The 25875-nt window shown below is 71.1% G+C and carries 25 protein-coding genes; 15 read left to right on the top strand and 10 right to left on the bottom strand.

Translation table 11 applies throughout. The annotated features are described in order from the left end of the window. Positions 1-111 precede the first annotated feature (111 nt). The 4 genes from rpoZ (at position 112) to A5481_RS15665 (ending at position 4642) form a co-directional block, all read left to right on the top strand. The gene (rpoZ, locus tag A5481_RS15680) at positions 112-522 is read left to right on the top strand and encodes a DNA-directed RNA polymerase subunit omega (RefSeq protein ID WP_048436834.1); all 411 of its coding nucleotides are present in this window, start codon (positions 112-114) and stop codon (positions 520-522) included. A gap of 261 nt (positions 523-783) precedes the next feature. Next, positions 784-3030, top strand: a complete 2247-nt coding sequence (locus A5481_RS15675; RefSeq protein ID WP_048436833.1) for a RelA/SpoT family protein — start codon at positions 784-786, stop codon at positions 3028-3030. A gap of 78 nt (positions 3031-3108) precedes the next feature. Continuing rightward, positions 3109-3699 carry an orotate phosphoribosyltransferase gene (gene pyrE, locus A5481_RS15670; protein ID WP_048436832.1) on the top strand — a complete coding sequence of 197 codons (591 nt, stop codon included), beginning with the start codon at positions 3109-3111 and terminating at the stop codon, positions 3697-3699. Positions 3700-3964: 265 nt separating this feature from the next. Further along, the gene (locus A5481_RS15665) at positions 3965-4642 is read left to right on the top strand and encodes a LabA-like NYN domain-containing protein (protein WP_048436831.1); all 678 of its coding nucleotides are present in this window, start codon (positions 3965-3967) and stop codon (positions 4640-4642) included. 35 nt (positions 4643-4677) lie between these two features. Here A5481_RS15665 and A5481_RS15660 read toward each other — a convergent pair whose 3' ends face one another. The 6 genes from A5481_RS15660 to yciA form a co-directional block, all read right to left on the bottom strand. Then, positions 4678-5601 (bottom strand): NAD-dependent epimerase/dehydratase family protein, encoded by a 924-nt coding sequence (locus A5481_RS15660; protein ID WP_048436830.1) that lies wholly within the window; start codon positions 5599-5601, stop codon positions 4678-4680. Further along, positions 5598-6596 carry an MraY family glycosyltransferase gene (locus tag A5481_RS15655; RefSeq protein WP_048436829.1) on the bottom strand — a complete coding sequence of 333 codons (999 nt, stop codon included), beginning with the start codon at positions 6594-6596 and terminating at the stop codon, positions 5598-5600. The genes A5481_RS15660 and A5481_RS15655 overlap by 4 nt, the downstream gene beginning before the upstream one ends. 70 nt (positions 6597-6666) lie before the next feature. Then, on the bottom strand, positions 6667-7089 hold the full coding sequence (locus tag A5481_RS15650) for a cupin domain-containing protein (RefSeq protein WP_048436828.1): 423 nt from the start codon (positions 7087-7089) through the stop codon (positions 6667-6669). 319 nt (positions 7090-7408) lie between these two features. Further along, entirely contained in the window at positions 7409-8572 is a 1164-nt protein-coding gene (gene hemW, locus A5481_RS15645; protein ID WP_048436827.1) for a radical SAM family heme chaperone HemW, read from the bottom strand. A gap of 63 nt (positions 8573-8635) precedes the next feature. Next, positions 8636-8938, bottom strand: coding sequence for a YkgJ family cysteine cluster protein (locus A5481_RS15640; protein WP_048436826.1), 303 nt, complete (start codon positions 8936-8938; stop codon positions 8636-8638). After that, positions 8935-9369, bottom strand: coding sequence for an acyl-CoA thioester hydrolase YciA (yciA, locus tag A5481_RS15635; RefSeq protein ID WP_048436825.1), 435 nt, complete (start codon positions 9367-9369; stop codon positions 8935-8937). Before yciA ends, A5481_RS15640 begins: the two co-directional genes overlap by 4 nt. A gap of 177 nt (positions 9370-9546) precedes the next feature. Between yciA and A5481_RS15630 the strand changes: the two genes are divergently transcribed. Then, positions 9547-9915: a hypothetical protein gene (locus A5481_RS15630; protein ID WP_048436824.1), complete on the top strand. Its 369-nt coding sequence runs from the start codon at positions 9547-9549 to the stop codon at positions 9913-9915. Positions 9916-9966: 51 nt separating this feature from the next. On the opposite strand, the gene A5481_RS15625 is transcribed toward A5481_RS15630, so the two are convergent. Beyond that, on the bottom strand, positions 9967-11250 hold the full coding sequence (locus A5481_RS15625; RefSeq protein WP_048436823.1) for an ArgE/DapE family deacylase: 1284 nt from the start codon (positions 11248-11250) through the stop codon (positions 9967-9969). Between the two features lie 266 nt (positions 11251-11516). On the opposite strand from A5481_RS15625, the gene A5481_RS15620 reads away from it, so the two are divergent. After that, entirely contained in the window at positions 11517-12473 is a 957-nt protein-coding gene (locus A5481_RS15620; RefSeq protein WP_048436822.1) for a hypothetical protein, read from the top strand. Positions 12474-12509: 36 nt separating this feature from the next. Here A5481_RS15620 and A5481_RS15615 read toward each other — a convergent pair whose 3' ends face one another. Then, positions 12510-14081, bottom strand: a complete 1572-nt coding sequence (locus tag A5481_RS15615) for a GMC oxidoreductase (protein ID WP_048436821.1) — start codon at positions 14079-14081, stop codon at positions 12510-12512. 146 nt (positions 14082-14227) lie between these two features. On the opposite strand from A5481_RS15615, the gene A5481_RS15610 reads away from it, so the two are divergent. From A5481_RS15610 to A5481_RS15595, 4 genes are read left to right on the top strand one after another with little or no spacing between them, the layout of a single operon-like run. Beyond that, positions 14228-14698 carry a DoxX family protein gene (locus A5481_RS15610; RefSeq protein WP_048436820.1) on the top strand — a complete coding sequence of 157 codons (471 nt, stop codon included), beginning with the start codon at positions 14228-14230 and terminating at the stop codon, positions 14696-14698. Further along, the gene (locus tag A5481_RS15605; RefSeq protein WP_048436819.1) at positions 14695-15141 is read left to right on the top strand and encodes a cupin domain-containing protein; all 447 of its coding nucleotides are present in this window, start codon (positions 14695-14697) and stop codon (positions 15139-15141) included. Before A5481_RS15610 ends, A5481_RS15605 begins: the two co-directional genes overlap by 4 nt. A 4-nt stretch (positions 15142-15145) precedes the next feature. Continuing rightward, a complete protein-coding gene (locus A5481_RS15600; RefSeq protein WP_048436818.1) occupies positions 15146-16048 on the top strand; it encodes an SMP-30/gluconolactonase/LRE family protein in 903 nt (300 codons plus the stop codon). Next, the gene (locus tag A5481_RS15595) at positions 16045-16941 is read left to right on the top strand and encodes a VOC family protein (protein ID WP_053082576.1); all 897 of its coding nucleotides are present in this window, start codon (positions 16045-16047) and stop codon (positions 16939-16941) included. The genes A5481_RS15600 and A5481_RS15595 overlap by 4 nt, the downstream gene beginning before the upstream one ends. A gap of 40 nt (positions 16942-16981) precedes the next feature. Here the strand turns inward: A5481_RS15595 and A5481_RS15590 are convergent, their stop codons facing one another. Then, complete coding sequence (locus A5481_RS15590; protein WP_048436817.1) at positions 16982-17353, bottom strand: hypothetical protein; 372 nt, start codon at positions 17351-17353, stop codon at positions 16982-16984. Positions 17354-17553: 200 nt separating this feature from the next. Between A5481_RS15590 and A5481_RS15585 the strand changes: the two genes are divergently transcribed. The 5 genes from A5481_RS15585 (at position 17554) to A5481_RS15565 (ending at position 23268) form a co-directional block, all read left to right on the top strand. Further along, entirely contained in the window at positions 17554-18333 is a 780-nt protein-coding gene (locus A5481_RS15585) for a hypothetical protein (RefSeq protein WP_048436816.1), read from the top strand. An 18-nt stretch (positions 18334-18351) separates the two neighbouring features. Further along, complete coding sequence (gene pyk, locus A5481_RS15580; RefSeq protein WP_048436815.1) at positions 18352-19785, top strand: pyruvate kinase; 1434 nt, start codon at positions 18352-18354, stop codon at positions 19783-19785. Between the two features lie 280 nt (positions 19786-20065). Then, positions 20066-20476 carry a DUF4864 domain-containing protein gene (locus tag A5481_RS15575; RefSeq protein WP_048436836.1) on the top strand — a complete coding sequence of 137 codons (411 nt, stop codon included), beginning with the start codon at positions 20066-20068 and terminating at the stop codon, positions 20474-20476. 87 nt (positions 20477-20563) lie between these two features. Next, positions 20564-21976, top strand: coding sequence for a threonine synthase (thrC, locus tag A5481_RS15570; RefSeq protein WP_048436814.1), 1413 nt, complete (start codon positions 20564-20566; stop codon positions 21974-21976). Then, a complete protein-coding gene (locus A5481_RS15565; RefSeq protein ID WP_048436813.1) occupies positions 21973-23268 on the top strand; it encodes a M16 family metallopeptidase in 1296 nt (431 codons plus the stop codon). The genes thrC and A5481_RS15565 overlap by 4 nt, the downstream gene beginning before the upstream one ends. Positions 23269-23297: 29 nt before the next feature. Here the strand turns inward: A5481_RS15565 and A5481_RS15560 are convergent, their stop codons facing one another. Beyond that, complete coding sequence (locus tag A5481_RS15560; protein WP_156312114.1) at positions 23298-25382, bottom strand: hypothetical protein; 2085 nt, start codon at positions 25380-25382, stop codon at positions 23298-23300. Positions 25383-25875: the final 493 nt, after the last annotated feature.

The following is a 25875-nucleotide window of genomic DNA, read 5'->3' as shown; positions in this document are numbered from 1 at the left end:
TTTCTTTGAATGGCCCTGCCCCGACCCCCGCCGGTGCTTGTTGCAAAACGGCATCTCGTGTAGGGAGGCCGCTACTCCGAGATTTTCGTACGCCTAAGGAAGGGGTCGCGCATGGCTCGCGTCACCGTTGAGGACTGCATCGACAAGGTCGAGAACCGCTTCGAGCTGGTGCTGCTCGCCGGCCACCGGGCCCGGCTGCTCTCCTCGGGCGCCCCGCTCACCATCGACCGCGACCGCGACAAGAACCCGGTCGTGGCCCTGCGCGAGATCGCCGACGAGACCATCACGCCGGACGACCTCAAGGAGCAGCTGATCCATTCGCTGCAGAAATACGTCGAGGTCGACGAGCCGGAGGCCGAGACGGTGCCGCTGCTCTCCAGCTCGCCGGCCGCCGCCGCGGTGGCGCCGCAGGGCTCGGGCGACGGCGACGACATCCAGTTCGACCGGATGAGCGAGGAGGACCTGCTGCGCGGCCTCGAGAACCTCGCGCCGCCGACCGAGACCGAGGAAGAGGGCGACTGAGCCCTCGCCCCGGACTCGACGCGACCCGAACCCGGCCGAGAGGCCGGGTTTTTTCGTGACCTTTTTGACCGACTCGGCGCGGAAGCGGCGCCGCCGCGACGTTTAGGGGCTGGCGCGGCCGCCGGTTCGGCTCGATATTTAGCCCCGGACCTCCACCAGCGTCGTCGGCGTTCAGCGCAACCGGCTCAGATCCGGCACGCCGCGACGCCTCCGCCGGCCGCGTGCCGGCGGCTCTCGCGCGCCTGAGGAGACCAACGGCGGATGATGCGCCAGTACGAGCTCGTCGAGCGGGTCAAGGCCTACAATCCCGGGGCCAACGAGGGGCTGCTGAACCGGGCCTACGTCTACGCGATGCGGGCGCACGGCACGCAGAAGCGCGCCTCCGGGGACCCGTTCTTCGCCCACCCGCTCGAGGTGGCGGCCATCCTCACCGACCTGCGGCTCGACGACGCCACCATCGTGGCGGCGGTGCTGCACGACACGGTCGAGGACACCGCCGCCACCCTCGACGAGATCAACCGGGTGTTCACCCCGGAGATCGGCCGGCTCGTCGACGGGCTGACCAAGATCAAGCGCCTGGATCTCGTCTCGAAGCGCGCCGCGCAGGGCGAGAACTTCCGCAAGCTCCTGCTCGCCATCGCGGTCGACGTCCGGGTCCTGCTGGTCAAGCTCGCCGACCGGCTCCACAACATGCGCACCCTGCAGCACATGCCGGCGGAGAAGCGCGCCCGCATCGCCCAGGAGACCCTCGACATCTACGCGCCGCTGGCGAGCCGCATGGGCATGCAGGAACTGCGCGAGGAGCTGGAGGACCTCTCCTTCGTCAACCTGAAGCCCGACGTCTACGCGACGATCGCCAAGCGGCTCTCCGACCTCTCGGCCAAGTCCGAGCGGCTGGTCGAGAGCATCGAGCGCGACCTCGTCGCCAAGCTGGCCCATGCCGGCATCGCCGCCACCGTCAAGGGACGGCAGAAGCGGCCCTACTCGATCTGGAGCAAGATGGAGCGCAAGTCGGTCGCGTTCGAGCAGCTCTCCGACATCTTCGGCTTCCGGGTCATCGTCGACGAGGTCGATACCTGCTACCGGGCGCTCGGCGTGGTCCACACCACTTGGCCGATGGTGCCGGGGCGCTACAAGGACTACATCTCGACGCCCAAGCAGAACGATTACCGGTCGATCCACACGACCGTGATCGGGCCGAAGAGCCAGCGCGTCGAGCTGCAGATCCGCACGACCGAGATGGACGAGATCGGCGAGTACGGCATCGCCGCGCACGCGCTCTACAAGGACGGCGCGCCGCATCTCGCCACCGAGAGCGGCGCCTACCAGTGGCTGCGCCGCACCATCGAACTCTTGGCCGAGGGCGACAGCCCGGAGGAGTTCCTGGAGCACACCAAGCTCGAGCTGTTCCAGGACCAGGTCTTCTGCTTCACCCCGAAGGGCCGGCTGATCGCGCTCCCCCGGGGCGCGACGCCGATCGATTTCGCCTACGCGGTCCATACCGACGTCGGCAACACCGCCGTCGGCGCCAAGATCAACGGCCGCATCGCGCCGCTGCTGACCGAATTGCAGAACGGCGACGAGGTCGAGATCGCCCGCGCCGACGGCCAGATCCCGCCGGCGGCGTGGGAATCCCTCGTCGTCACCGGCAAGGCGCGGGCGGCGATCCGGCGCGCCACCCGCTCGGCGGTGCGGCGGCAATATGCGGGCCTCGGCCGCCAGATCCTCGACCGCGCCTTCGAGCGCGCCGGCAAGAATTTTTCCGACGAGAAGCTGCGCGGCGCCCTCCCCCGTCTCGCGCGCCAGTCCACCGAGGACGTGTTCGCGGCGGTGGGCCGGGGCGAGATGTTCTCGGGCGACGTCGTGAAGGCGGTCTATCCCGACTACAAGGACGAGCGCCGCGCGGCCGCGAGCCAGCCCGCGCCGGGCCAGCCCCGCCCGCACGTCAACGGCGCCGGGCGCCTGTCCCTCGACAAGGACCAGACGGTGCGGCTGACCTGGCCGGGCAAGGCTCCGGGAAAGGAAGGATCTGGCAAGGACGGCGCGCCCGACGAGGGCGCGATCCCGATCCGCGGGCTCGACCGCGACCTGCTGGTGCGCTTCGCCCCCGACGGCGGGGCGGTGCCCGGCGACCGGATCGTCGGCATCCTCACCCCCGGCGAGGGCGTGACCATCTACCCGATCCAGTCGCCCGCGCTCGCCGCCTTCGACAACGAGCCGGACCGCTGGCTCGACGTGCGCTGGGACGTGGACGGCGCCTCCAACCAGCGCTTCCCGGCCCGGCTCGCCCTGCAATCGATCAACGAGCCCGGCAGCTTCGCCCAGATCGCCCAGGTGATCGCCGACCACGACGGCAACATCGACAACATCTCGATGAAGCGCCGGACCCAGGACTTCACCGACGTGACGATCGACCTCGCGGTCTGGGATCTCAAGCACCTCAACGCCATCGTGTCGGAGCTCAGGGCCAAGCGCGTGGTGAGCCGGGTCGACCGGGTGAACGGCTGAGGCGGGATTGCACGACGCCCCGGGCGCTGCCACAAGCCCCGGCTCAGTGCCGCTCTCGCAACGACCACTGAAGGTGCCATGACCCCCGACGACGTCCTCGCCGAATTCCGCTCCGCCGGCGCCCTGCTCGAGGGCCACTTCGTGCTGTCCTCCGGGCTGCACAGCGCGGTCTTCCTGCAGAAGATGGCGATCTTCACCGATCCGGTGCGCACCGCGCGGGTCTGCGGCGCGCTCGCCGAGCGGATCGAGGAGCGCTACGGCCGGATCGACTACGTCGTCTCGCCGGCGATCGGCGGGATCGTGCCGGGCTACGAGACCGCCCGGGCCCTCGGCGCCAAGGCGATCTTCGTCGAGCGCGACCCGGGCAAGCCGTTCGCCCTGCGCCGCGGCTTCCAGATCCCGAAGGGCGCCCGGGCGGTGATGGTCGAGGACATCGTCACCACCGGCCTGTCCTCGCGCGAGTGCCTGGCGGCGCTGACGGGGGAGCCCGGCGAGGTGGTGGGCGCCGCCTGCCTGATCGACCGCTCCGGCGGCAAGGCCGATCTCGGCATGCCGCTCGTCGCCCTCGTCACCCTCGACATCCCGAACTACCCGGCCGACCAGCTGCCGCCGGAACTCGCGGCGATCCCGGCGGTGAAGCCCGGAAGCCGCGCCCTGCCGGGTGCCTGATCCTGCATCCGGCCCGCGGCCGCGCCCGCCGGCGGCGGGCCGGCATCGGGCGGGGACGCCCGTCCCCGCTCTCCTGCCGCATCATCGCTTGACAGGCGCCGCGGCGCATCCTTAGCTGCACGGATTGCGGCCGCTGCCAGGTGTGCGGCACCCCGCGCTGATTGCCCCAGACCCCGAATACTGAAGGGGCAGTATTTTGCTCGTAGCGGCTTTTCTCGCAAGTAATTCTTTTCGCGCGGCCGTACCGCGCTCTCAAGGATAAATGATGCCCAACCCTCCCCGGAGCGCCCTGTTCATCGACGGCGCCAACATCTACGCGACCACCAAGGCCCTCGGCTTCGACATCGACTACCGCAAGCTCCTGGCCGATTTCCGCGCGCGCGAGAATCTCGTGCGCGCCTTCTATTATACTGCCCTGGTCGAGGACCAGGAATATTCCTCGATCCGCCCGCTGATCGACTGGCTCGACTACAACGGCTACCGCGTCGTGACCAAGCCGGTGAAGGAATTCACCGATTCCAACGGCCGGCGCAAGATCAAGGGCAACATGGACATCGAGCTGACGATCGATGCCATGGAGCTCAGCCCCTATATCGACCACATGGTGCTGTTCTCCGGCGACGGCGACTTCCGGCCCCTGGTGGCGGCGATGCAGCGCCGCGGCGTGCGGGTGACCGTCGTCTCGACGATACAGACCCAGCCGCCGATGGTCGCCGACGACCTGCGTCGCCAGGCCGACGACTTCGTCGACATCGTCCAGCTGATCCCCCGCATCGGCCGCGACCAGGGCGATCGCCCGGCGCGCCCGCCCCGCGCCCTCGGCCCGGACGGCCCGCGCGATCTCGGCCCGCGCGAGTTCGGCGAGCGGCCGCCGCGCGCCACCGTGAACCTCGAGAACCGCTACGGCATCCGCCAGAACGACGAGGACGACGCGGAGGACTGACCCTCCGCGGCGATGGGATGTCCGCGGGCCGGCCGTCAGCCGCCGGCCTGCGCCAGGGCCGTAAGGCCGCTCCGCGTCTCGACCGGCGCCCGCCACCCCATCGCCTCCAGCCCGGCCGCCCGCGCGACGAGGGAGCCGATCAGGCGCTCGCGCATCTCGCCCCGCCCGGTCAGCGACAGGGCCGCGCCCAGGATCGCCTGCGGCACCGGCACGAGCCCGGGCCGCCGGCCGAGCCCGGTGCGCAGGGCGCCGATCATCTCGGCCACGCTCACCGGCTCCGCCTCGCTGACGATCAGCGGCCGGCGCAGGGTCCCTTCCGCCCGCAGCACCGCGTCGACGGCGTCGCTCAGCGATTCCACCGAGACCAGGGAGCGCCGCCCGGCGAGGCCCCCGAGGGGGAGCGGGTACGGCACCCGGGCGAGCCGCATGATCGCCGCCATGTTGCCCTTCTGGCCCGGCCCGTAGACGAGGACGGGCCGCAGGGCGGCGTAGTCGATGTCGATGCCGGCCAGCGCCTCCTCGGCGGCGAGCTTCGAGCGGCCGTACGGCTCGGTCGGGGCCGGAGCGTCGGCCTCGGTGAGGATGCCGGGGGCGGACGGGCCGGTCTGGGCCCGGATCGAGGACAGGAACACGAAGCGGCGCACCCGGGCGCGGGCGGCGGCCTGGGCGAGGCCGCGCGTCGCCTCGGTGTTGAAGGTGCGGTAATCGTCGTCCGGCGCCCCCGACAGGGCGTGGGCGAGCCCGGCGGAATGCACCACCGCGTCGGCGCCGCCGAGCGCCGCCGCCATGTTCTGCGGCCGCGCGAGGTCGCCCACCACCGCGCCGCTGATGCCGGGCGGCAGTTCCACCGGCCGGCGCAGCAGCACCCGCACCCGGTAGCCCCGGGCGGTGAGGGCCGCCAGCAGGTAGCGTCCGATGAAGCCGGTCGAGCCGGTCAGGGCGACGAGGGGAGCGGTCATGCGGCCTTGGTCCTGACGGCGGGCAGGGAGAAGAGCCGGAGCAGCCCGGCGACGAGCCCGGCCCCGAGAGTGAGAGCCGCGAGCGGGATCGTCCAGCCCGGCGCCGCCAGCGTCGCGGCGGCGAGGAGAGCGAGGGCGAGGTTGACCCCGAACACCGCCCCGACCACGAACGGCACCGAGCGGCCGTTGGTCGTGGCGCGCTGGTAGAAATGGCTGCGATGCGCCTGCCACACCGGCTCGCCGGCGAGCGCCCGGCGGCCGAGCGTCAGGGTCGCGTCGGCGAGGTAGTAGAGCGGCAGCAGGATCGCGGCGGCAAGGCCCCCCTCCCCGGCGAGCCGGTAGAGCAGCCAGGCGACGAGGAGCCCGATCGGCAGCGAGCCGACATCGCCGAGGAAGAGCCGGGCCACCGGCCGGTTGAACGGCGCGAAGCCGAGGAGCCCGCCGAGCAGGGCGGCCGCCACCAGGGTCGCGGGCCCGGGCAGGTGGCCGGCGAGGCCGAAGGCCACGAGGGCGCCGAGCACCGGCACCATCTCGGCCACGGTCATCCAGTCGAGCCCGTCCATGAAGTTCGTGAGGTTGACGAACCACAGCCCGGCCAGCGCCGCGAGGCCGCGTTCGAGCCAGAGCGGGATCCCGGGCAGGAGCTGCCCGCCGGCGGCCGCGAGCACCAGCACCACGGCGGCGGCCTGGAGCGGCAGGCGCAGTCCGACCGGAAGCGGCCGGATGTCGTCGACCGCGCCGACCAGCGCCAGGGCGAGCGCGCCGGCGGCGAGGCTCGCGATCTCGCCCCCCGGCGCCCCGGCCAGCCCGATGACGACCGCAACGGCGGCGGCGATCACCGCGATGCCGCCGCCCTGCGGGGTCGGCACGCGGTGGCTCGACCGGGCGTTCGGCCGCGCGAGCGCGTAGCGCTGGAGGAGCGGGCGCAACAGCACGATCAGCCCGGCGGAGAGAGCGGCGGCGAGCGGGACGGCGAGAAGGGGGCTGAGCGGCATGCGGCGAGGGACAGGGCGGACGAAGGAGCCCACCCCTACCCCAGCGGCCCGGCCGCAGCCAGACGGCGGCTCATGCCGGCGAGGCCAGCGGCTTGCCCTTCTCGACGATGTAGGTGCTGACGAGACGCACCGGCTTCGTCCCGCTCCTCGATCCGGCATGGGGCACGCCCGCCGGCACCTGGAAGCCGTCGCCGGCCTTGAGCACCCGGGTCGGCTGGCCCTCGATCGGCAGCTCGATCTCGCCCTCGACGACGTAGCCCGATTCGATTCCCGGATGGGTGTGGCGGCCGACCATCACGCCGGGTTCGATCTCGACCTCGGCGGTGATGGTTACGTAGCCGGGCGCCGGCCCGTCGGTCTGTCCCAGGACCTTGCGCTTCACCCCCGGCGTGGCGGCGGGCGGCGTCTGCGCCCCGGCATCGGTGGCGAGAAAGCCGGTCAGGCTGCAGATCGCGCACGAGGCGAACCCCGCGAAACCGCGGCGCGTCAGCATGGTGTTCCTCCCTCGGTCCGCGCTCGCTCGGATCGGCGCGGTCCGGGGAGTGTGCGCCCGTCGCCTGAACAGTCAAGCGACGGCGATGCACTGGATGCGACGGACCGGAAAGCTTGCGAGCGCGCGACGACGGATCGAGAGATCACTTCCATCGACAATCCGCAGGGTCGTCTCCGTGCTTGTCGCAGGCGAGAACCCGCGGCCCGATCCGCCGATGATGCCGAGCCCTGTGGTCCGTCCGGGGCTTCCTGCCACAATGGGCGTGCCGGTGAGCACGTGACGCGACGCGCCACCGATGCGGGCCGCTCGCGGCGCCGCCTCAAGCCGCGAGCTCGGCCACCACGGCGTTGAGCACCGGCGCCCCCCTCGGGGTCGCCGCGAGCCGGCCGTCCGGCCTGCGGGCGACGAGCCCGGCCGCGACCAGCCCGGCGATGCGCTCCGGATCGAGGGGCCGGCCCTTGAGCGCGGCGTAGCGGGCGGGATCGATGCCCTCGCGCAGGCGCAGGCCCATCATCAGGAACTCGTCGGCCTGGTCGCCGGGACCCAGGGCCTCCGTCTCGACGATGCCGTGCCCCTCGCCCTCGGCCCGGGCGAGCCAGGCTTCCGGGTTGCGCTCGGTCGACGTACCGGTGCGGCCCTCGGGCAGGACGAGGCGGCCATGGGCGCCCGGGCCGATCCCGGCATACTCGCCGTAGCGCCAGTAGAGCAGGTTGTGGCGCGATTCGGCGCCGGGCCGGGCGTGGTTCGAGATCTCGTAGGCCGGCAGGCCGGCCTCCGCGCAGACCTCCTGGGTCACATCGTACAGGATGCGGGCGGTGTCGTCGTCCGGCACGGTGAGCTTGCCGGCGGCGGCGAGGCCATGGAAGGGCGTGCCCTCCTCGATGGTGAGCTGGTAGAGCGAGAGGTGCTCGGCCGCCCGGGCGATCGCCTCGCGCAGCTCCGCCGCCCAGGCCTCGGGCGTCTGGTCGGGGCGGGCGTAGATGAGGTCGAAGGAGTAGCGCTCGAAATGCGCCGCGGCGGTCTCGACCGCCCGCATCGCCTCCGCCGTGCTGTGCAGCCGGCCGAGCTTCCTCAGCGAGGCGTCGTCGAGGGCCTGGACCCCGAGCGACACCCGGTTCACCCCCGCGGCTCGGTAGCCGCGGAAGCGGCCGGCCTCGACGCTGGTCGGGTTGGCCTCCAGCGTCACCTCGACGTCGGGCGCCACGCTCCAGGCCCCCGCCACCGCGTCGAGGAGCGCGCCGACGGTCTCCGGCTCCATCAGCGAGGGCGTGCCGCCGCCGAGGAAGATGCTGGTGACGGTGCGCCCGGGCGCGAGGCGCGCCGCATGGGCGATCTCCCGCGCGAAGGCGGCGCGCCACCGCGCCTGGTCGAGGCGGCCGTGGCGGACGTGGCTGTTGAAGTCGCAATAGGGGCACTTCGCGGCGCAGAAGGGCCAGTGCAGGTAGACCCCGAAGCCGACGTCACGGGTCGGATGATCGATCATCCGGCGGATGTGACCGCCTTGGGGCTCCGGCGCAAGGGGCTCCGATGCGAGGGGCTGCGGCCGCTACACCGGCAGCCCGTGATGCCGCCGGGCGATCAGGCATTCCGGATCGCCGGGCTCGCAGGTGCGGCAGACCTCCGGACGCACGGCGTAGACCTTGCACGCGACGTGGGCGCCGATCCGGCCCTCGAGAGCGGAGCAGCGCTCGCCCTCGCAGCGCATCCGCCCGGCCGGATCGTCGACGTAGGCGGCGGGAATCCGCGCGATGTCGGCGTCGTCCTCGGTGCTGAACCGCGGCCACTCCGCCGAGTAGGCGCAGCAGGCGCCGCAGGCCTGGCAGGAGAAGGTCGCCGGATCGGCGCTCACGGGCTCGGGCCCGGGGCGGCCGGCGGGATCGCGCGCGGGCGGCCGTCGTCGTCGATCGCCACGAAGATGAACACGCCCTCGGTCACCTTCTCGCGGGTGTTGGTGCGGAAGCGCCGCGCCCAGGCCTCGATCCCGATCTGCATCGAGGTACGGCCGGTCCCGACCACCCGCGTGTAGACGCACAGCACGTCGCCGACCCGGACCGGGCGCAGGAAGGTCATGCCGTTCACCGCCACGGTCACGACGCGGCCCTGCGCCCGCTCGACCCCGGCGATGCCGCCGGCCTGGTCCATCTGCGACATGACCCAGCCGCCGAAGATGTCGCCGTTGGCGTTGGTGTCGGCCGGCATCGCGATCGTCCGCACCGTGAGGTCGCCCTGCGGCTGCCCGGCCTCCGGATTCCCGGCCTTCGCGTCCTCGGTCTGCGCCATGATGCCCCAGCCTCCCCCAAGGTCGTCCGCGCCGGGCTGCACTCAGCCCTGGTCTCCGGCGCGAGCATAGGGCATCGAGGCGCCGGAGCGCGAGCGCCCCGAATCGACGACCCGCGGTTTCTTCGTCCCGCGGACGGCCCTAGGTTCGGCGGCACGCCATCAGCCGGAGGACGCACCATGATCCAGGGCCACCCCACCAGCGGCGCGGAAGCCGACCGCGACTGCCCGGTCCCCCTCGCGACCCTCGGGGAGATCTACCGGGCGGAGCCGGAGGACCTGCCGGACCTGCTCGACGCGCTGCCGGTCCAGACCCGCGCCAAGCTCGCCGGCTACCTCTACGCCAAGAGCCACACCCACAAGCTCGGCCTCGTCGTCGCCCGCACCTGCGGCAAGGACGACCTGGTCAAGGCGCTGGGCGAGATCGGCGCCGTGGTCCACGGCCAGGCCCACCTGCCGCCGCCCAAGCCCGTCCAGGCCGCCCCGGCGGCGCCCCAGGCCCGCAAGATCAGCCTCGGCGGATCGGGCGCGAAGCGCAGCTTCGACTGACGTTCGACGTTCGATCGAGGCTAAGATGCGGGCCCGGACGGGCCCGCCCCTTCAGAGGCTCTCGGTGCCGCACCACTCGGCGACGAACAGCGCCATCGCGGTGGTGATGCGCTTCAGCGAGGCGAGGCTGACCCGCTCGTCGAAGCCGTGGATGTTCTCGCTCTTCGGGCCGTAGCAGAGCGCTGGCACCCGGTCGTAGAGGGCGTGGACCCGGGTATCGAGGTAGCCGGCGGTCATGAAGCTCTCGAGCGCCTTGCCCGTCGCCGCCGCGTGGGCCCGGCCGAGCACGGCCTCCGCCTCCGAGCCCGCCTCGAGCACGTAGCCCTCCGCGAAGAAGCCGTGGAAGGCGACGCTCGGCGGGCTGTTCGACAGGAAGGCGTCGTCGCGGGCGAAGGCCTGGACCGCCGCCTCGATCTCGTGGGCGGCCTCCGCCGCGCTCGTGCCCGGATAGATCGCGATCCGGCAATCGATCCGGCACCAGGCCGGTACCGAGGAGGCCCAGTCGCCGCCCTCGATCCGGCCGATATTGAGGTTGATCGGGTGCGCCTCGCCCTCGAAATGCGGGCGGCCCGCTTTGTCCTCGTTCCAGCGCGCCTCGAGCTGCCGGAGCGCCCCGATCACCCGGTAGGCGGCGTCGATGGCGTTGGCGCCGGTGCCCATCTCGCGCACGTGGACCGGCCGGCCCCGGACCTCGACCCGGAACCACAGCACGCCGGTATTGGCGCGCACCAGCATCTCCTCCTCGGGCTCGGGGATCAGCACCGCGTCGGCGCGGTAGCCGCGCAGGTGGGTCATCAGCGCGCCGTTGCCGGTCGATTCCTCCTCGACCACCGATTGCAGCGTCACCGTGGCGGCGGGCTGCAGGCCGATGCGGCGGAGCGCGTCGAGGGCGAACAGGTTGGCGGCGTGGCCGGCCTTCATGTCGGCGCCGCCGCGGCCGTAGAGCCAGTCGCCCTCCACCACCGGCTCGAAGGGCGGGTGGGTCCAGAGGTCGGCGGGGCCCGGCGGCACCACGTCGACATGGGCCTGGAGGATCAGCGAGCGCCCGCGCTCCTCCCGCGGCCGGTGGATGCCGACGACGATCGGCGCCGCGGAATGCTCCGGGCTGAACCGCGCTCCGCCCGGATGCGCCTCGATCTGCGCCCGGTCCATCGCGAAGCGGTCCATGGCGTAGCCGCGCTCGCGGAAGGTGCGGAACACGAAGTCCTGGATCGCCTGCTCCTCGCCGCGGGTCGAGGCGAAGCGCATCAGCGCCCGGGTGTGGGCGATCTGCGCGTCGAAATTCGCGGAAACGGCCGCGACGATGTGGTCGCGCAGGGCGGGGTCCAGGGGCATCGGGGGCTCCTCGAAGGCATGCACCACCCCTGCATAGCCGGGAAGCGGCCCCACCGCGATGCGCCGGGATGCGGACCCGCATGCAGACCAGGATGGGAGGCGCGGCCGGCCCGCCTCGCGTCGCCTGTGGGGTCTCCCGGGGGAAACCCGGGTTCACGCCACCTTAAATTGTCATGACGTAGGTGGACTACTCGGCACCCGCGAGGCCGGCGACGTCGTGCCGGCCCGACCTTGCCCGCCCGAACCTGCAACCAGGATTGTCAGCGATGTCCGTCGGATCTCTTCCACCCGCCGGGGCCGCGCCGCTCGGCGCGAGGCTCGCCGCCTTCGCCAGGGACGCCGTCGCCGCCGTCTCCCGCGGTCATACCGCCTATTTCTATCATCTGGTGAAGAAGACCGACGGCACCGTGACAGAGTGGGTCGCCGCCACGCCGCCCGACATCCACCTGGACGCACAGCCCCCGACCGCCTTCGTCGACTGTTCGACCTGGGTGCACGTCGCTCTCTCGTCGGTCGCGCCGCACCATGCCGCCGCGCTGGACGCCACCCGCGAGGACCCGTTGTTCAACCCGCCGGCGGGATACATCGAGGCCTACGACGCGACGAACCCGGCCGTGCCCGCCCGGGTGCCGCTGCGGGAGAGGATGCAGCCCTGGGCGCGGGCCAACGTCGCGTCCTATTTCTTCGCGCATGTCGCCGGTCCCGCCAACGGCTTCAGCCGGGTGAGCGCGATCACGGATCTCCAGGCGGGCGATCTGCTGGCCTGGTCGCTCGGCATCTATGCCGACCCGGCGAATCCGAACGCCGCGACGGATCCGAGCCTGACCCCGGCCAAGGATACCGGCCACGTGGTCGTGGTCGCCGGGCCGGCGGTGCCGTACCCGAATTCCGGCGAGGGCTGGCCGAATGCGTACGGCCTGGCGACGGCTCCGGGCGGCCAGGCCCATCTCGCCGTCTACGCCGTGCCGGTGATCGACGCGAGCGACGTGCCGCATGCCGACGACAGCCGCACCTACAGGGCCCCGCCGGAGCAGGCCCCGCCGGGTTCGCATGCGGGTGGCCTGGGCAGCGGCACGCTGTTCTTCAGCATCGACGCGAGCGGCGCGCCGCAGCAATTCTGCTTCAGCGACGGCAGCACGACCGACGAGCCGTTCCCGTTCTTCCCCTCCGCCCGGGAGGCGACGCCGCAGAGGGTGACGATCGCGGCGGCGCGGCCGGTATAGCGCTGCCGCGTCGCACGCCGCGTCCGGGCGGCGGGTTCAGTCCCCCAGCCGCCCGATGATGTGGTCCGCCACCCTGAGCGAGTTGGCGATGATCGTCAGCGTCGGGTTCACGGCGCCGATCGAGGGGAAGAAGCTCGCATCGGTGACGTAGAGGTTGTCGAGCTCGTGCGCCTTGCAGTCGAGGTCGAGGACCGAGGTCGCCGGGTCGGTGCCGAAACGCAGCGTCCCGGCCTGGTGGGCGGTGCCGCCGATCGGCACGTCCTTGCCGAGATAGAGCGAGCGGTCGAACAGGTGCGGGTGGATGTCGAGCTTCGTGCAGAGGTCGCGCAGCTTGGCCTTCAGCCGGTGCAGGGCCTCCTCGTTGGTCTGGTGCAGGTCGAGCCGCACCTTCCCGCCGTCGTAGAAGATCCGGTTCTGCGGAATCGGCAAATCCTCGGTGGTGAGCCAGAAATCGAGGGAGTGCCTGGCGATCCAATCGAACGGCTTCTCGGGGAACCATTGCAGGAAGCCCGGCAGGCCCTCGCCGTGGATCTGCACGCCGTCCGACTTGCCGACCATCTGGATGTGGCCGAGCGGAAAGTCCCAGTCGTCGGCGCCGAAATAGAAGTCGTTGAGGCCGAGCGTCTTCTGGAACTTGGTCGGGTTCGGGGTGCGCGAGATGGCGAGCACGGTGGAATTGTTGTGCCGCATGTAGTTGCGGCCGACCTGGCCCGAGCGGTTGGCGAGGCCGTGCGGATGGGCATCGTTGGCGGAGCGCAGCATCAGGAGCGCCGAGGACAGCGCGCCGCAGGCGACGACCACGATATCGCCGGTGAACACCTCGGTGGCGTCGCCGCGCTTGACCGCGACGCCGGTGATCGTCCGCCCGGCCGGATCGGTCAGCAGCCGGTCGACATAGGCGTTCGTCATCAGCGTGAGGTTGTCGTGCGCCGCGAGCGCCGGGTCGACGCAGGTCACCTGCGAATCGGCCTTGCCGTTGGTGATGCACGGATAGCCGTCGAAGGCGTCGCAGCGGATGCAGGCCGAGTGCGGCAGCGGCTTGCCGTCGCGTTCCTCGAGCCGCACCCCGACCGGCAGGTGGAACGGGTGATGGCCCTCGCGATTCAGCCCGTCGAACAGCTCCTGGATCCGCGGCTCGTGGGTGATCGGCGGGTAGGCGTAGGGTTTGTTCGATGGCGGCTCGGTCGGATCCTCGCCGCGCAGGCCGTGGACGTAGTAGAGTTCCTCGGCGGCCTGATAGTAGGGCTCGAACACGTCGTACTTCACCGGCCATTCCGGCGAGATCCCGTCCGGATGCCGGACGACGCCGAAGTCCTTCTCGCGCAGGCGGAGCAGGACCGAGCCGTAGACCTTGCTGTTGCCGCCGACGAAGTAGTGCAGGCCGGGATGGAAGCTCGATCCGTCGGCGCCGTACCAGGTCTCGGGGGCCTGGTAGCGGGCATCGACGAAGACCGCCTGGCTGTCCCAGTTCTCGCGCTCCCGCGGCAGGTAGTCGCCGCGCTCGAGCAGCAGGATGCGCTTGCCGGTCTGGGCCAGCCGCCACGCCATGGTGCCGCCGCCCGGCCCCGAGCCGACGATGACGACGTCGTAATGCCGGTTCTCGCTCATCGGCGGTGCCACTCCTTCACGCCAGGCCGCGGGATTACGCAGGGCCCGTCGCCCGTGCGAGGCGGATATGGCGGGGCTGGCGCGAACGTCGACCCGCCCCACTTAGCTTTTCGCAACGCAAACCAGGAAGCGGGGTTCTCCGGTCGATGGCCACCTTCAGCATCGCGGTCGCCTTCGGGGTCAGGCTCCTCCTCGTGCTGCTGTTCCTGCCGTTCAGCGCGCTCGACAAGATCCTGAACTTCCGCGGTGCGGTGGGGCAGGCCAAACAGGCCGTGCACGCCACCGCCCCGGCCACGATGCTGATCCTCGCCGGCCTGTTCGTCGAGATCGTGATGTCGCTCGGGGTCCTCACCGGCATCGCCGACCGCTTCGCGGGGTTCGTGCTCGCCGGCTATTGCGGCGTGACGGCGCTCCTGTGGAAGCAGTTCTGGAAGCCGGGCGATTTCTGGTCCGGCGGCAAGGGGCGCGAGCTTTTCTGGGATTTCTGGAAGAACCTCGCGCTCGCCGGCGGGTTTCTGCTCGTCACCTTCGGCACCGGGGCGAGCACGGTGGAGACGTTCTTCTCCCACCCCTTCGCCTCGTCGAAGCCCTACAGCGTCAGCGAGACCGCCCGATGAGCGACGAGAAGCCCACCGTTCCCTACTGGCACCTCTGGGCCGATGCGGACGGCATCAGCCACCAGACCCGCTGCGCCTTCACCGAATTCGAGCAGAAATCGATGTCGCCGCCGGCCCCGCCGCAATGGCAGGGCCAGAAGACCCATGACGGCGCCACCGTGTTCGTGACCGTGCAGCCGGTCGGCTGGACCGGCGACTGGCACCCGAACCCGAAGCCGCAATGGATCATCCCGCTCTCGGGCCGCTGGTTCGTCGAATCGATGGACGGCACCCGGGTCGAGATGGGCCCGGGCGAGATCTCGTTCGGCGAGGACCAGAACGTCCGCGAGGTCGACGGCAAGAAGGGCCACCGCTCCGGCACGATCGGCGACGAACCGGCGGTGCTGATGATCGTCCAGGTCGACAAGCCCCCGACCACCGGGGCGGCCTGCCGGTTCCGGTGACGCCATGGACGGGTTCGAGATCCACGACGCGCGCTTCAAGCACTACGTCCTGGGCAACGCGCCGCTCGAGGAACTGGGCTCCGGCTTCCGCTGGATCGAGGGGCCGGTCTGGATGGGCGACGCCGATTGCCTGCTGTTCCAGGACCTGCCGCGCAACCGCACGATGCGGTGGATCGAGGGCGCCGGCTTCTCGGTCTACCGCGCGCCGTCGAACTACGCCAACGGCCAGACCCGCGACCGCGAGGGAAGGCTGATCGCCTGCTCGCATCGCGGCCGCTGCCTGTACCGCACCGAGGTCGACGGCACGGTCACCACCCTCGTCGAGCGCCATGCCGGCAAGCGGCTGAATTCGCCGAACGACGTGGTGGTGAAGTCGGACGGGACGATCTGGTTCAGCGATCCGGTCTACGGCATCGCGAACGACTACGAGGGCGGGCGCCAAAAGTCGGAGCAGCCCCCTGCCCTCTACCGCTTCGATCCGCGGACGAACGAGATCCAGGTGATGGCGGGCGATTTCGACGGGCCGAACGGCCTCGCCTTCTCGCCCGACGAGCGCCGCCTCTACGTCGCCGAGACCGGCGACCAGTCGAAGCCGAACCCGCGCCAGTACATCCGGGTCTTCGACGTCGCGCCCGACGGCGCCCTGTCGGGGGGCGACGTCTTCCACAAGATCGAGCCCGGCTATTGCGACGGAATGCGGGTCGACGAGGACGGCAACGTCTGGTCGAGCGCGGCCGACGGGGTCCATTGCATCAGCCCGGAGGGCAAGCTGATGGGCAAGATCCTGGTGCCGCACCGGGTCTCGAACATCACCTTCGGCGGGCCGACCAAGAACCGGCTGTTCATCGGCGGCTCGCACACGCTGTATGCGATCTTCCTCGACCGGCGCGGGGTGCAGACACCATGACTGCCGGTCGCCCGGGCGCCCGGCGCCTCGTCCGCTTCGGGCTCAATTCCGCCGATCCGGAGCGGCTCGCGGGTTTCTACCGCGAGGCGCTGGGCTTCACCGATGTTGGGGTGCCGGCGGAGCCGGGCTCCGCGGGGTTCGCGGCCGTGCGAACCGTGGCCCTGCGGCTCGGCGACCAGCGCCTCGACCTCACGGCGTCGGCGGGCCGGCCCTATCCGGGCGACGTGCCGGGCTTCAGCCCGCTGTTCCAGCACTGCGCGATCATCGTCGCCGACATGGCGGCGGCCCATGCCCGCCTCTCGGTGCATCCGGGCTGGCGCCCGATCTCGACCGCCGGGCCGGTGCGGCTGCCGGCATCGTCGGGCGGCGTGACGGCGTTCAAGTTCCGCGATCCCGAGGGCCATCCGCTCGAGTTCCTGGCCTTTCCGCCGGATGCGGTGCCGGCGGCCTGGCGCCGGCCGGACGCCCGCGATGTCTGCCTCGGCCTCGACCACTCGGCGATCTCGGTCGCCGACACCGCCCGCTCCGCGGCGTTCTATGCCTCGCTCTGCCTGCACGTGGCGTCGCGCTCGCTCAATGCCGGGCCGGAACAGGCGCGCCTCGACGCCGTCGCCGACCCGACCGTCGAGGTCACGGGTCTCGCTTTCCCGGATGGTCGGCCGCCGCACGTCGAGCTGCTGTGCTACCGCGGCCGTCCTCCGCAGCCCGCGTCGGACCTCGCGATCGACGACGTCGCGGCGACCCGGCTGGTGATCGCGATGGGGGACGAAGCGGCGGTGCGTGCGGCATGTGCCGCCCATGCCGGGCGGCTCGTGCCGGACGGGCCGGTCGCGCGAAGCGGCGCGCTCCTGCGCGATCCAGACGGGCATTGGCTGTGGCTGACGGCGGGGTGACGACGGGGAGCGCGCGAAGGCTCCGGTCTCGAACCGGCTCTCAGGCCGCGAGGCCCCGCCGGGTGTGCGACGGCGGCACCGGCTGCCCGCAGAGACGCTGCAGCACGATCTCGGCGCCCCGGCGCGACTGCTTCAGGGCGACGAGGGCCGACCAGCGCATCGCCACCTCGTGGCGGGCGACGAGGCGGCCGGCGGCGTCGTAGCGGCGCCAGCCGCAGCGCGCGCCGCCGGATTCGTCGGTCTCGTCGTAGGTCTCGTAGCGCGCGACCAGGGCGCCGGCGGCGTCGAACTCGTCGTGGTACCAGCACACGCCGTCGGTCGGGGCGCCGCGGCTGCGCGATCCCCGGATCACCAGCCGATGCGCGACGGGCGTGCGGAAGATCGTCTCGAACACGGGCGGCTGGAACAGCATGACCGTCGATCCTCCCTCGCCGGATCGTAACCGAAAGGTTTCCTATCGGTAGGGTGCGCTGCAGCATAGCCGTCGTCAAGGCCGGACAGCCGGGGCGGCCGGGCGGATTCCGGGCCGGACGGGTGCTCCTTTGGTCCAAGATGCCCTAGCTTTCGCAGCGGTGAGCACGGGACGGGGAGGCGACGCCGGAGATGAGGACGATGCTCGGCAGGAAGCGGCGCGGCGCGGAACTGCTCGTCCTGGCCTGGCTCGCGGCCCCGGGGGCGGCCGTCGCCGCCGAGGGCGATTGCGTCGATTACGGATCCCTCGACGGTGGTCCCGGCCCGGGTCTCGGCCCGGGTCTCGGCCCAGGTCTCGGCAAGGTCAAGGCCGGGGCGCCGCGGGTGCCGTTCGTGCAGGGCGCCTCGCAGCGCAAGGGGTGCCCCGGGCCGGATCCGGCCTGCCGCGACAAGGCCTTCCTGGTGCCGGGCGACACCGTGATCCTGCGTGCGGCGATGCCCGGCGCCGCCCGCTCGGGCTTCGTCTGCGCGACGTATGTCGGGCAGGCGGGGGCGGTCCGCTCCGGATGGCTGCCCGGGGCGGCGATCGCCCGGGCGCCGGATCCGCCGGTGCCGGCCCTGCGCGACTGGTCCGGCACCTGGACCGCCCCGGAGGCGACCCTGGTCCTCCGGCCGGGCAAGCCCGCCGGCACCCTCGCGGTGACGGGCGACGCGAGCTACGGCACCCTCGATCCGGACCGGGTCCGGCGCGGCGCGATCAACATGGGCAGCGTCGAGGGGACGATGGCCCCGGCGGGCGCGACTCTCGCCTTCACCATGGGGGACAAGGGCACGGCGCCCTACGCTTCCGGCGCGTCGACCGAGTGCTCCTTACGCCTGCGCCTGCTGCCGCCCTTCCTGCTCGCCGAGGACAACAACGCCTGCGGCGGCATGAACGTGAGCTTCACCAACGTCTACCGCCGCACCAGACCTTCACCCTGACGAGAGCCAGGAGGCCCCATGCGCCGCCACCGCCACGCCAAGATCGTCGCCACCGTCGGCCCGGCCAGCAACACGCCGGAGCGGCTGAAGGCCCTGTTCCTCGCCGGGGTCGACACCTTCCGGCTGAACTTCTCGCACGGCACCCACGACGACCACGCCAAGGTGCACGCCGCGATCCGGGCGCTCGAGCAGGAGACCGGCCGGCCGATCGGCATCCTGCAGGACCTGCAGGGGCCGAAGATCCGCATCGGTACCTTGCGGGGCGGCAGGGCGGAGCTCGCCACCGGCGACCGCATCCGCTTCGTGCGCGAGGGCCGGGAGGGCGGCCCGGATGCGATCCCCCTGCCCCATCCCGAGATCTTCGCCGCGGTGGCGCCGGGCCAGGACCTGCTGATCGACGACGGCCGGGTCCGGGTGCGCGTCGCCGGCGTCGACGACGCGGCGATCGACGCCGACGTCGTGGTGGGCGGCCCGATCTCCGACCGCAAGGGCGTCAACGTGCCGGGCTCGGTGCTGGCCCTGTCGCCGCTCACCGAGAAGGACCGGCGCGACCTCGCCTTCGGCCTCGAGCTCGGGGTCGACTGGGTGGCCCTGTCCTTCGTCCAGACCCCGTCCGACGTGATGGAGGCGCGCAGCCTCATCGCCGGCCGGGCCGGGCTGATCGCCAAGATCGAGAAGCCCTCGGCGCTCGACCACATCGAGGACATCATCCGGATCGCCGACGGGATCATGGTGGCCCGCGGCGATCTCGGCGTCGAATTGCCGCCCGAGGACGTGCCGGGACGCCAGAAGGAGCTGGTGCGCGCCTGCCGCCGGGCGGTGAAGCCGGTGATCGTCGCGACCCAGATGCTCGAATCGATGGTCGTGGCGCCCTCGCCGACCCGGGCCGAGGCCTCCGACGTCGCGACCGCGGTCTATGACGGCGCCGACGCGGTGATGCTCTCGGCCGAATCGGCGGCGGGGAAATACCCGATCGAGGCGGTCTCGATGATGGACCGGATCATCCGCCGCACCGAGCAGCACCGGCTCTACCGCTCGCTCGTCCGGGCGAGCGAGCCGGAGGTCGAGGACAGCCCGCCCCACGCGGTCGCCGCCGCCGCCGCGACCCTCGCCGACGCGATCGAGGCGGCGGCGATCGTCGCCTTCACGTCGAGCGGCACCACCGCCGCCCGCATCGCCCGCAAGCGCCCGAACGTGCCGATCCTCGCCGCGACCTCAGACGCCGCGGTGTCGCGCCGCCTCAGCCTGTACTGGGGCGCCCATTCGGTGCTCGGGCCCGAGATCGACTCCTACGAGGCGATGGCCGACCGCGCCGCCGAGGTCGCCGCGCAGGAGGGGTTCGCGGCGGCGCCGGATCTCGTCGTGGCGGTGGCCGGCATCCCGTTCGGCCGGGCCGGGACGACCAACAACCTGCGGGTGGTCGAGCTGGGGCGCAAGGCGAGCGGGGTGTAGCGTCCGGTCGCGTGTCGTCATCCGGTGCGCCGACACCCTACCGGTCATTCCCGGGCTCGCCGCAGGCGAGAACCCGGGGTGACGCGGAGGATGCAGGGACCGCTCGCCCGAGCCGAACGGCGTCCCGACCAGAGCCCTCGACTGCGACGCTCGCGCCCTCGCCCCGCACCAAGGTCCGGGCGGCCTTTGATTGTGGCGGCACAGCGGACCTGCTACCTTACGACATCCGCCAAGGAATCCCTCCAGGAGGGCCCGGCCCGTGCGCACCCTCGTCGCCCTGATGACCGTGCTGGCGCTCGGCCAAGCCACCTTCGCGCAGGGTGCCCTCGCGGGCGACGACGGCGAGCGGGATGCGGCCCGAGCGGCGATCCTGCGCCAGCAGGAGGCTTTCCGGCACGACGACGCCGCGGCGGCCTATGCCGAGGCGGCACCGGCGATCCGCTCGATCTTCTCCAGCGCCGAGACCTTCATCGGCATGGTGCGGCAGGGCTACGCCCCGGTCTACCGCAACCGCCGCTTCGAGTTCGGGACCGACGAGGCGCTGCCGGACGGCGGCCTCGCCCAGGGCGTGCGCATCCAGGACCAGGACGGGACCGACTGGGAGGCGCTCTACACCCTCGAGCGCGAGGCGGACGGCGCCTGGCGGATCACCGGCTGCCGCCTGCGCAAGGCGCCCGGCACCAGCGCCTGACCCGGCGCCCGCGATCCCGCGCGGCTGACGGCTGACGAGGCCTCCGGATTCGTGTAGGGCCTCGCGTCAGCCTCAGGACTGATCACCGTGCTCCATGTTTCGACCCGCGGCAGCGCCGCGCCGCTGACCTTCACCGATGCGCTCCTCGCCGGGCTTGCCCGCGACGGCGGGCTCTACATCCCGCAGGCCTGGCCGCAGATCGCGCCCGGGACCATCGCGGGCCTGGCCGGCCGGCCCTACGCGGACGCCGCCAGGACGGTGCTGTCGCCCCTCGTCGACGGCGAGATCCCCCAGGCCGACCTCGACCGGATGATCGACGAGGCCTACGCGACCTTCCGCCATCCGGCGACCTGCCCGCTGACCCAGCTCGGCGACAACCTCTTCCTGCTCGAACTGCATCACGGCCCGACGCTCGCCTTCAAGGACGTGGCGATGCAGCTGCTCGGCCGGCTGATGGACCACGCCCTCAAGGCCCGGGGCAGCCGCGCCACCATCGTCGGCGCCACCTCGGGCGATACCGGCAGCGCCGCCGTCGAGGCCTTCCGCGGCCTCGACAACGTCGACGTGTTCATCCTCTATCCCCACGGCCGGGTCTCCGAGGTCCAGCGCCGGCAGATGACCACGGTCGATGCGGGCAACATCCACGCGCTCGCAGTCGAGGGCACGTTCGACGATTGCCAGGCGATCGTGAAGGCGCTGTTCCAGCACCCGCGCTTCGCCGAGGACGTGCGGCTGTCGGGCGTCAACTCGATCAACTGGGCCCGGGTCGCCGCGCAGGCGGTCTACTACTTCACCAGCGCGGTGGCCCTGGGCAGCCCGCACCGCCCGGTGTCGTTCTCGGTGCCGACGGGCAATTTCGGCGACATCCTCGCCGGCTGGGCGGCCAAGCGCATGGGCCTGCCGGTCGGGCGGCTGATGATCGCCACCAACGCCAACGACATCCTGGCGCGGACGCTCGCGACGGGCACCTACGAGGTGCGCGGCGTGGCTCCCACCACCTCGCCGTCGATGGACATCCAGGTCTCGTCGAACTTCGAGCGGCTGCTGTTCGAGGCGCTCGACCGCGACGCCGGGGCGGTGACCCGGCTGATGGCGGGCCTGAAGCAGTCGGGCGCCTTCACGCTCGACGCCCGCACCCTGGAGCGGATCCGGGCCGAGTTCGACGCGGCCTGCGTGCCGGAGGACGAGGTCGTGGCGGAGATCCGCGACGTCTATGCCGGGACGGGCCAGATCATCGACCCGCACAGCGCGATCGGCGTGCGCGCCGCCCGCAGGCTCCTCGCCGACGATCCGGCGACGCCGGTCGTGGCGCTGGCGACCGCCCATGCGGCGAAGTTCCCCGACGCGGTCGAGGCCGCGACGGGGGTGCGCCCGGCCCTGCCGCCGCACCTGTCGGATCTTCTGGAGCGGCGCGAGCGTTTCACGGTCCTGCCCAACGACGAGGCGGCGGTGGAGCGGGCGATCCGCGAGCGCGCCCGTATCCTGAGGAGCGCTGCGTGAACCAGCATTTCGCGACGCTCGGCGCCTCGCCCGACCTCAAGATCACCCGGCTGCCGAACGGGCTCACCGTCGCCACCGAGGCGATGCCGGGCGTCGCCACCGCGACCCTCGGGGTCTGGGTCGGCGCCGGCTCGCGCAACGAGCGGCCGGAGGAGCACGGGCTCAGCCACCTGATCGAGCACATGGCGTTCAAGGGCACGGCGTCCCGCTCGGCCCGCGCCATCGCCGAGGACATCGAGAATGTCGGCGGCGAGATCAACGCCGCCACCAGCGTCGAGCAGACGAGCTACACCGCCCGGGTGCTGGGCGAGGATACCGAGGTCGCCCTCGACGTGCTCGGCGACATCCTGACCCGCTCGACCTTCGAGGCCGGCGAACTCGCCCGCGAGAAGGGCGTGATCCTGCAGGAATACGCCGCCGTCGAAGACACGCCCGACGACGTCGTCTACGACGCCTTCACCGAGGCCGCCTTCCCCGACCAGCCGCTCGGCCGGCCGATCCTCGGGCGCCCGGAGACGATCCAGAGCTTCGACCGCGCGGCGATCGAGGCCTATCTCGCCCGCGAGTACACCCCGGGCCGGATGGTGCTGGCCGCCGCCGGCGCGGTCGAGCACGACGCCATCGTGGCGGCGGCGGAGAAGCACTTCGGCGCGATGCCGGCGGGCGCCGAGACGGAGACCGTGCCCGGGCTCTACCGCGGCGGCGAGCGGCGGATGCCGCGCAAGCTCGAACAGGCCAACCTGGTCCTCGGCCTGCCCGGCCTGTCGTTCCGCGACGAGGGCTACTACGCCACGCACCTCTTCGCCCAGGTGCTCGGCGGCGGGCTGACCTCGCGGCTCTGGCACGAGGTCCGCGAGACGCGCGGGCTCGCCTACGAGATCCACGCCTTCCACTGGCCGTTCAGCGATTGCGGCCTGTTCGGCATCGGCGCCGGCACCGCGGGCGGCGACCTGCCGGGCCTCGTCGAGGTCACGCTGGCCTGCCTGCGCGAGGCCGCCGAGACGGTCGACGCGGTCGAGCTCGCCCGGGCCAAGGCCCAGCTCAAGGTCGCCCTGCTCTCGGCGCTGGAGACGCCGGGCGGGCGCATCGAGCGCACGGCGCGCCAGCTGCTGGCCTGGGGCCGGGTGATCCCGGCCGCCGAGGTGATCGCCAAGGTCGATGCGGTGACCCCCGACGATGTCCGGGCGGCCGGCCGCGCGCTGATCGCCGGCGCACCCACCATCGCGGCGATCGGCCCGATCAAGAAGCTGCAGAGCCTCGAGGCGGTCGGCCAGGCGCTCAAGTCGACGTAGTCGAGATCACCGGCGCGGACGGTCCATCCTCAAACCGGAAGCGTCGGTGACCTCGGCTGACGGGACGCGACCTGGGCGCCGACCGTCCGGGCGATCCCGCAGGCGAGGGCCTTCATCATCGGCGCTACGCGGTCCGGGTAGTCGCCGCCGTTGATGTGCGCGGCGAAGTTCAGGAACGATCCCGGGACCCGTCTCCCCGCATCGAGGACCGCGGCATCGGCGGAGAGCGTGTTCAGGTAATCTCCCTTGTCACGGGAATCGATCCTGACCCCCTGGGCGAGCGCCAGGGCCTCGCCGAAGATCCTGTCCCAGTCCTCGTTGCTTGAGATGGTGGCGATCTCGTCGATCTGCCCGGCGCCCGTCCGGGTGTCAGATCTCCATCGATCGGCGACGCTCGCGATGACGGCGTTCTGGTCCTTGCTCACCTTGAGAGCCCATTCGATGAGACTCCTGTAATCCGATCGCCACGTCGTCTGGATGACGCCGCGGCCGCGGAACTTGTAGAAGTCGGCCTGCATGATGAAGCCGTTCCTGGCCGGATCGACCCAGGCCGGGACGTCGCTCGGCCAGATGTCGCCGCCCCAGCGCGGATCGATGCCACCGGACCGCTCGAGGACCGACGCGGAACCAGCCCTGTCCTTGTGCGCACGCAGAAAATCCGGATCCTGAAACAGCGCCAGGGCCGTCCTGTTGGGCGGGTTCTGACGGTCGTTGGGCAGGTTGTAAGATTGCTTCAATCCCGGAATCCGGTCGAACGCGTAGGCCAACCCGGGATGAGGGTGGTCCATGCCGTTCATCTCCTCCGGCGAGGCGGAGAGATTGCCCCGTGATTCTTCGAGATTGACCGCCATCAAGGCGGAAAATTCGAGGGCATTGATCGAGTCCTTGCCGAAAACGACCTGGATCTGATCCCAGAAATCCGAGAAATTCTTTCGCTTCAATGCCGTATCGGGCGATGGGTGTCTCTGAGCGACGTCGGGAACATCGTGGAACGTCGCGTTGAACCAGTCGTAGAAACCGTGATAGCCGCCGAACAGGCTCAGGATATCGGCCGACCCCTTCAGCGTGAGGGAAGCACAAGCATCCACGACGGCCTGGTCGAACGCGGGCAGACCCTGTGCGGCGAGGAGGTCGGGGACGCCGCCCTGGAGCGAGGCCGCCGCGAGCGGTTTCATGGCCGCGACCAGGGTGCTCGTCCGTATCCCCGGCTGATCGGCGAGGCGGCTCACCGGCGCCGGCGCGGCGGCCTCGGGGGCTTTCGGAGCGAGGCTGGCGCCCTGGATGGCCTTCATCCCGATGGCGATCGCCTTGACCTCCTTGGCCTCCGGCACGAGGGACGTCACCAGGGTCGCGGCCTTGTCCTTGGAGGCCGTCAGCATGTCGAGCACATCGAAGCTCGGCAGCGCCAGGCGCGTGTAGAAGTCCAGGCGTTCCGCCTGCATGATTTTCCGCGCCGTCTCCTGACCGAGCGCCAGGCTGCCGACGAACGCATTCTCCCCGCCCTTCGCCTTTCCAGACCAGTCCCTGATCAGATTGTAATATATCTCCTTGAGATCGGAGCTGCATTTGTACCATGCCGCATAGTTCCGCTGCTGCGAGTACCAGGCCGATACGGTCTTCTGCAACGCGAACGTGCCGCTCAGGATCGACGAGAGCTGTGCGATCACCACGCCGTAAGGTGACGCCGCACCGGCCACGAGGTGCGATCCGATGAGCGTGATCGCGCCGGGAACCGCAACGACAACGGCTGCATTCGCAGCGATGTACCACTTCGCGGCCTTCTCGGCATCTTTGTACTTTCCGGTGTACCACGCTATTCCGAGAATGACGTCCTGTATGAAGGAAACCAGGTCATCCTCGACGAGCGCCTGCGTGTCGGGGTCCAGTTTCAACGACGCGGCGACGGCTGGCAGGAACTCTCGGGCTCGCGCGTCGGACCGGTAGCTGTCTCGCGGACCGCCCGCTGCCAGCAGGCTTCGGAGACGTCCCTCGCTGTTCGCGAGGGCGCGCCTGACGGCATCCGGGTCCGCTTCCGGTCTGGAGGCGCCGCCTGGAGCCGCTGCTGGAGCGACGCTCGTGCCAGTCTCCGGCGGAGTCGCGAGTGGTGTATCCATTTTCGACCTCCCTTCTGGCGATCATGCTCTACTATATACTATAATATCAACATTATTTTTGCTTTCGCGATCGAAATGATGCTTTTTCGTATTACAAATACAGCCGGAAATCGACAGCGAAAAATATTCGGAAACAATGCAAATCCGGCAAATTGCAGACTCGACAACGCGAACGAAGCCTGCAATCTGACACTATAAGGAATATTGTTATTTGTTATTCGTATTTTATTTTGAAACGATTTGGAAACACGATAGTCCCAGTGCGATCGCGCGGGAGCGGTCGATCAGCTGGACATTCATGACAAGCGACGTCGACCATCTGCACGAGGACAGCATGTCCGCCCGGTCGCCGTGATGAGGAGGGCGACCGGCGACGTCTCGCCCGCGCGCGTCGGCGATACACGACCCGGCAGCGGCGGACGGTGAGGATGTGCCGAGGATCGCCGGAAGACAATCGTTCCGCGACCGGACGCCCGCTCCATCCCGCCCCGCG

It is taken from the genome of Methylobacterium platani (genome assembly GCF_001653715.1).
Classification (GTDB): Bacteria; Pseudomonadota; Alphaproteobacteria; order Rhizobiales; family Beijerinckiaceae; genus Methylobacterium; species Methylobacterium platani.
This window is presented reverse-complemented; position numbering and strand designations above follow the sequence as displayed.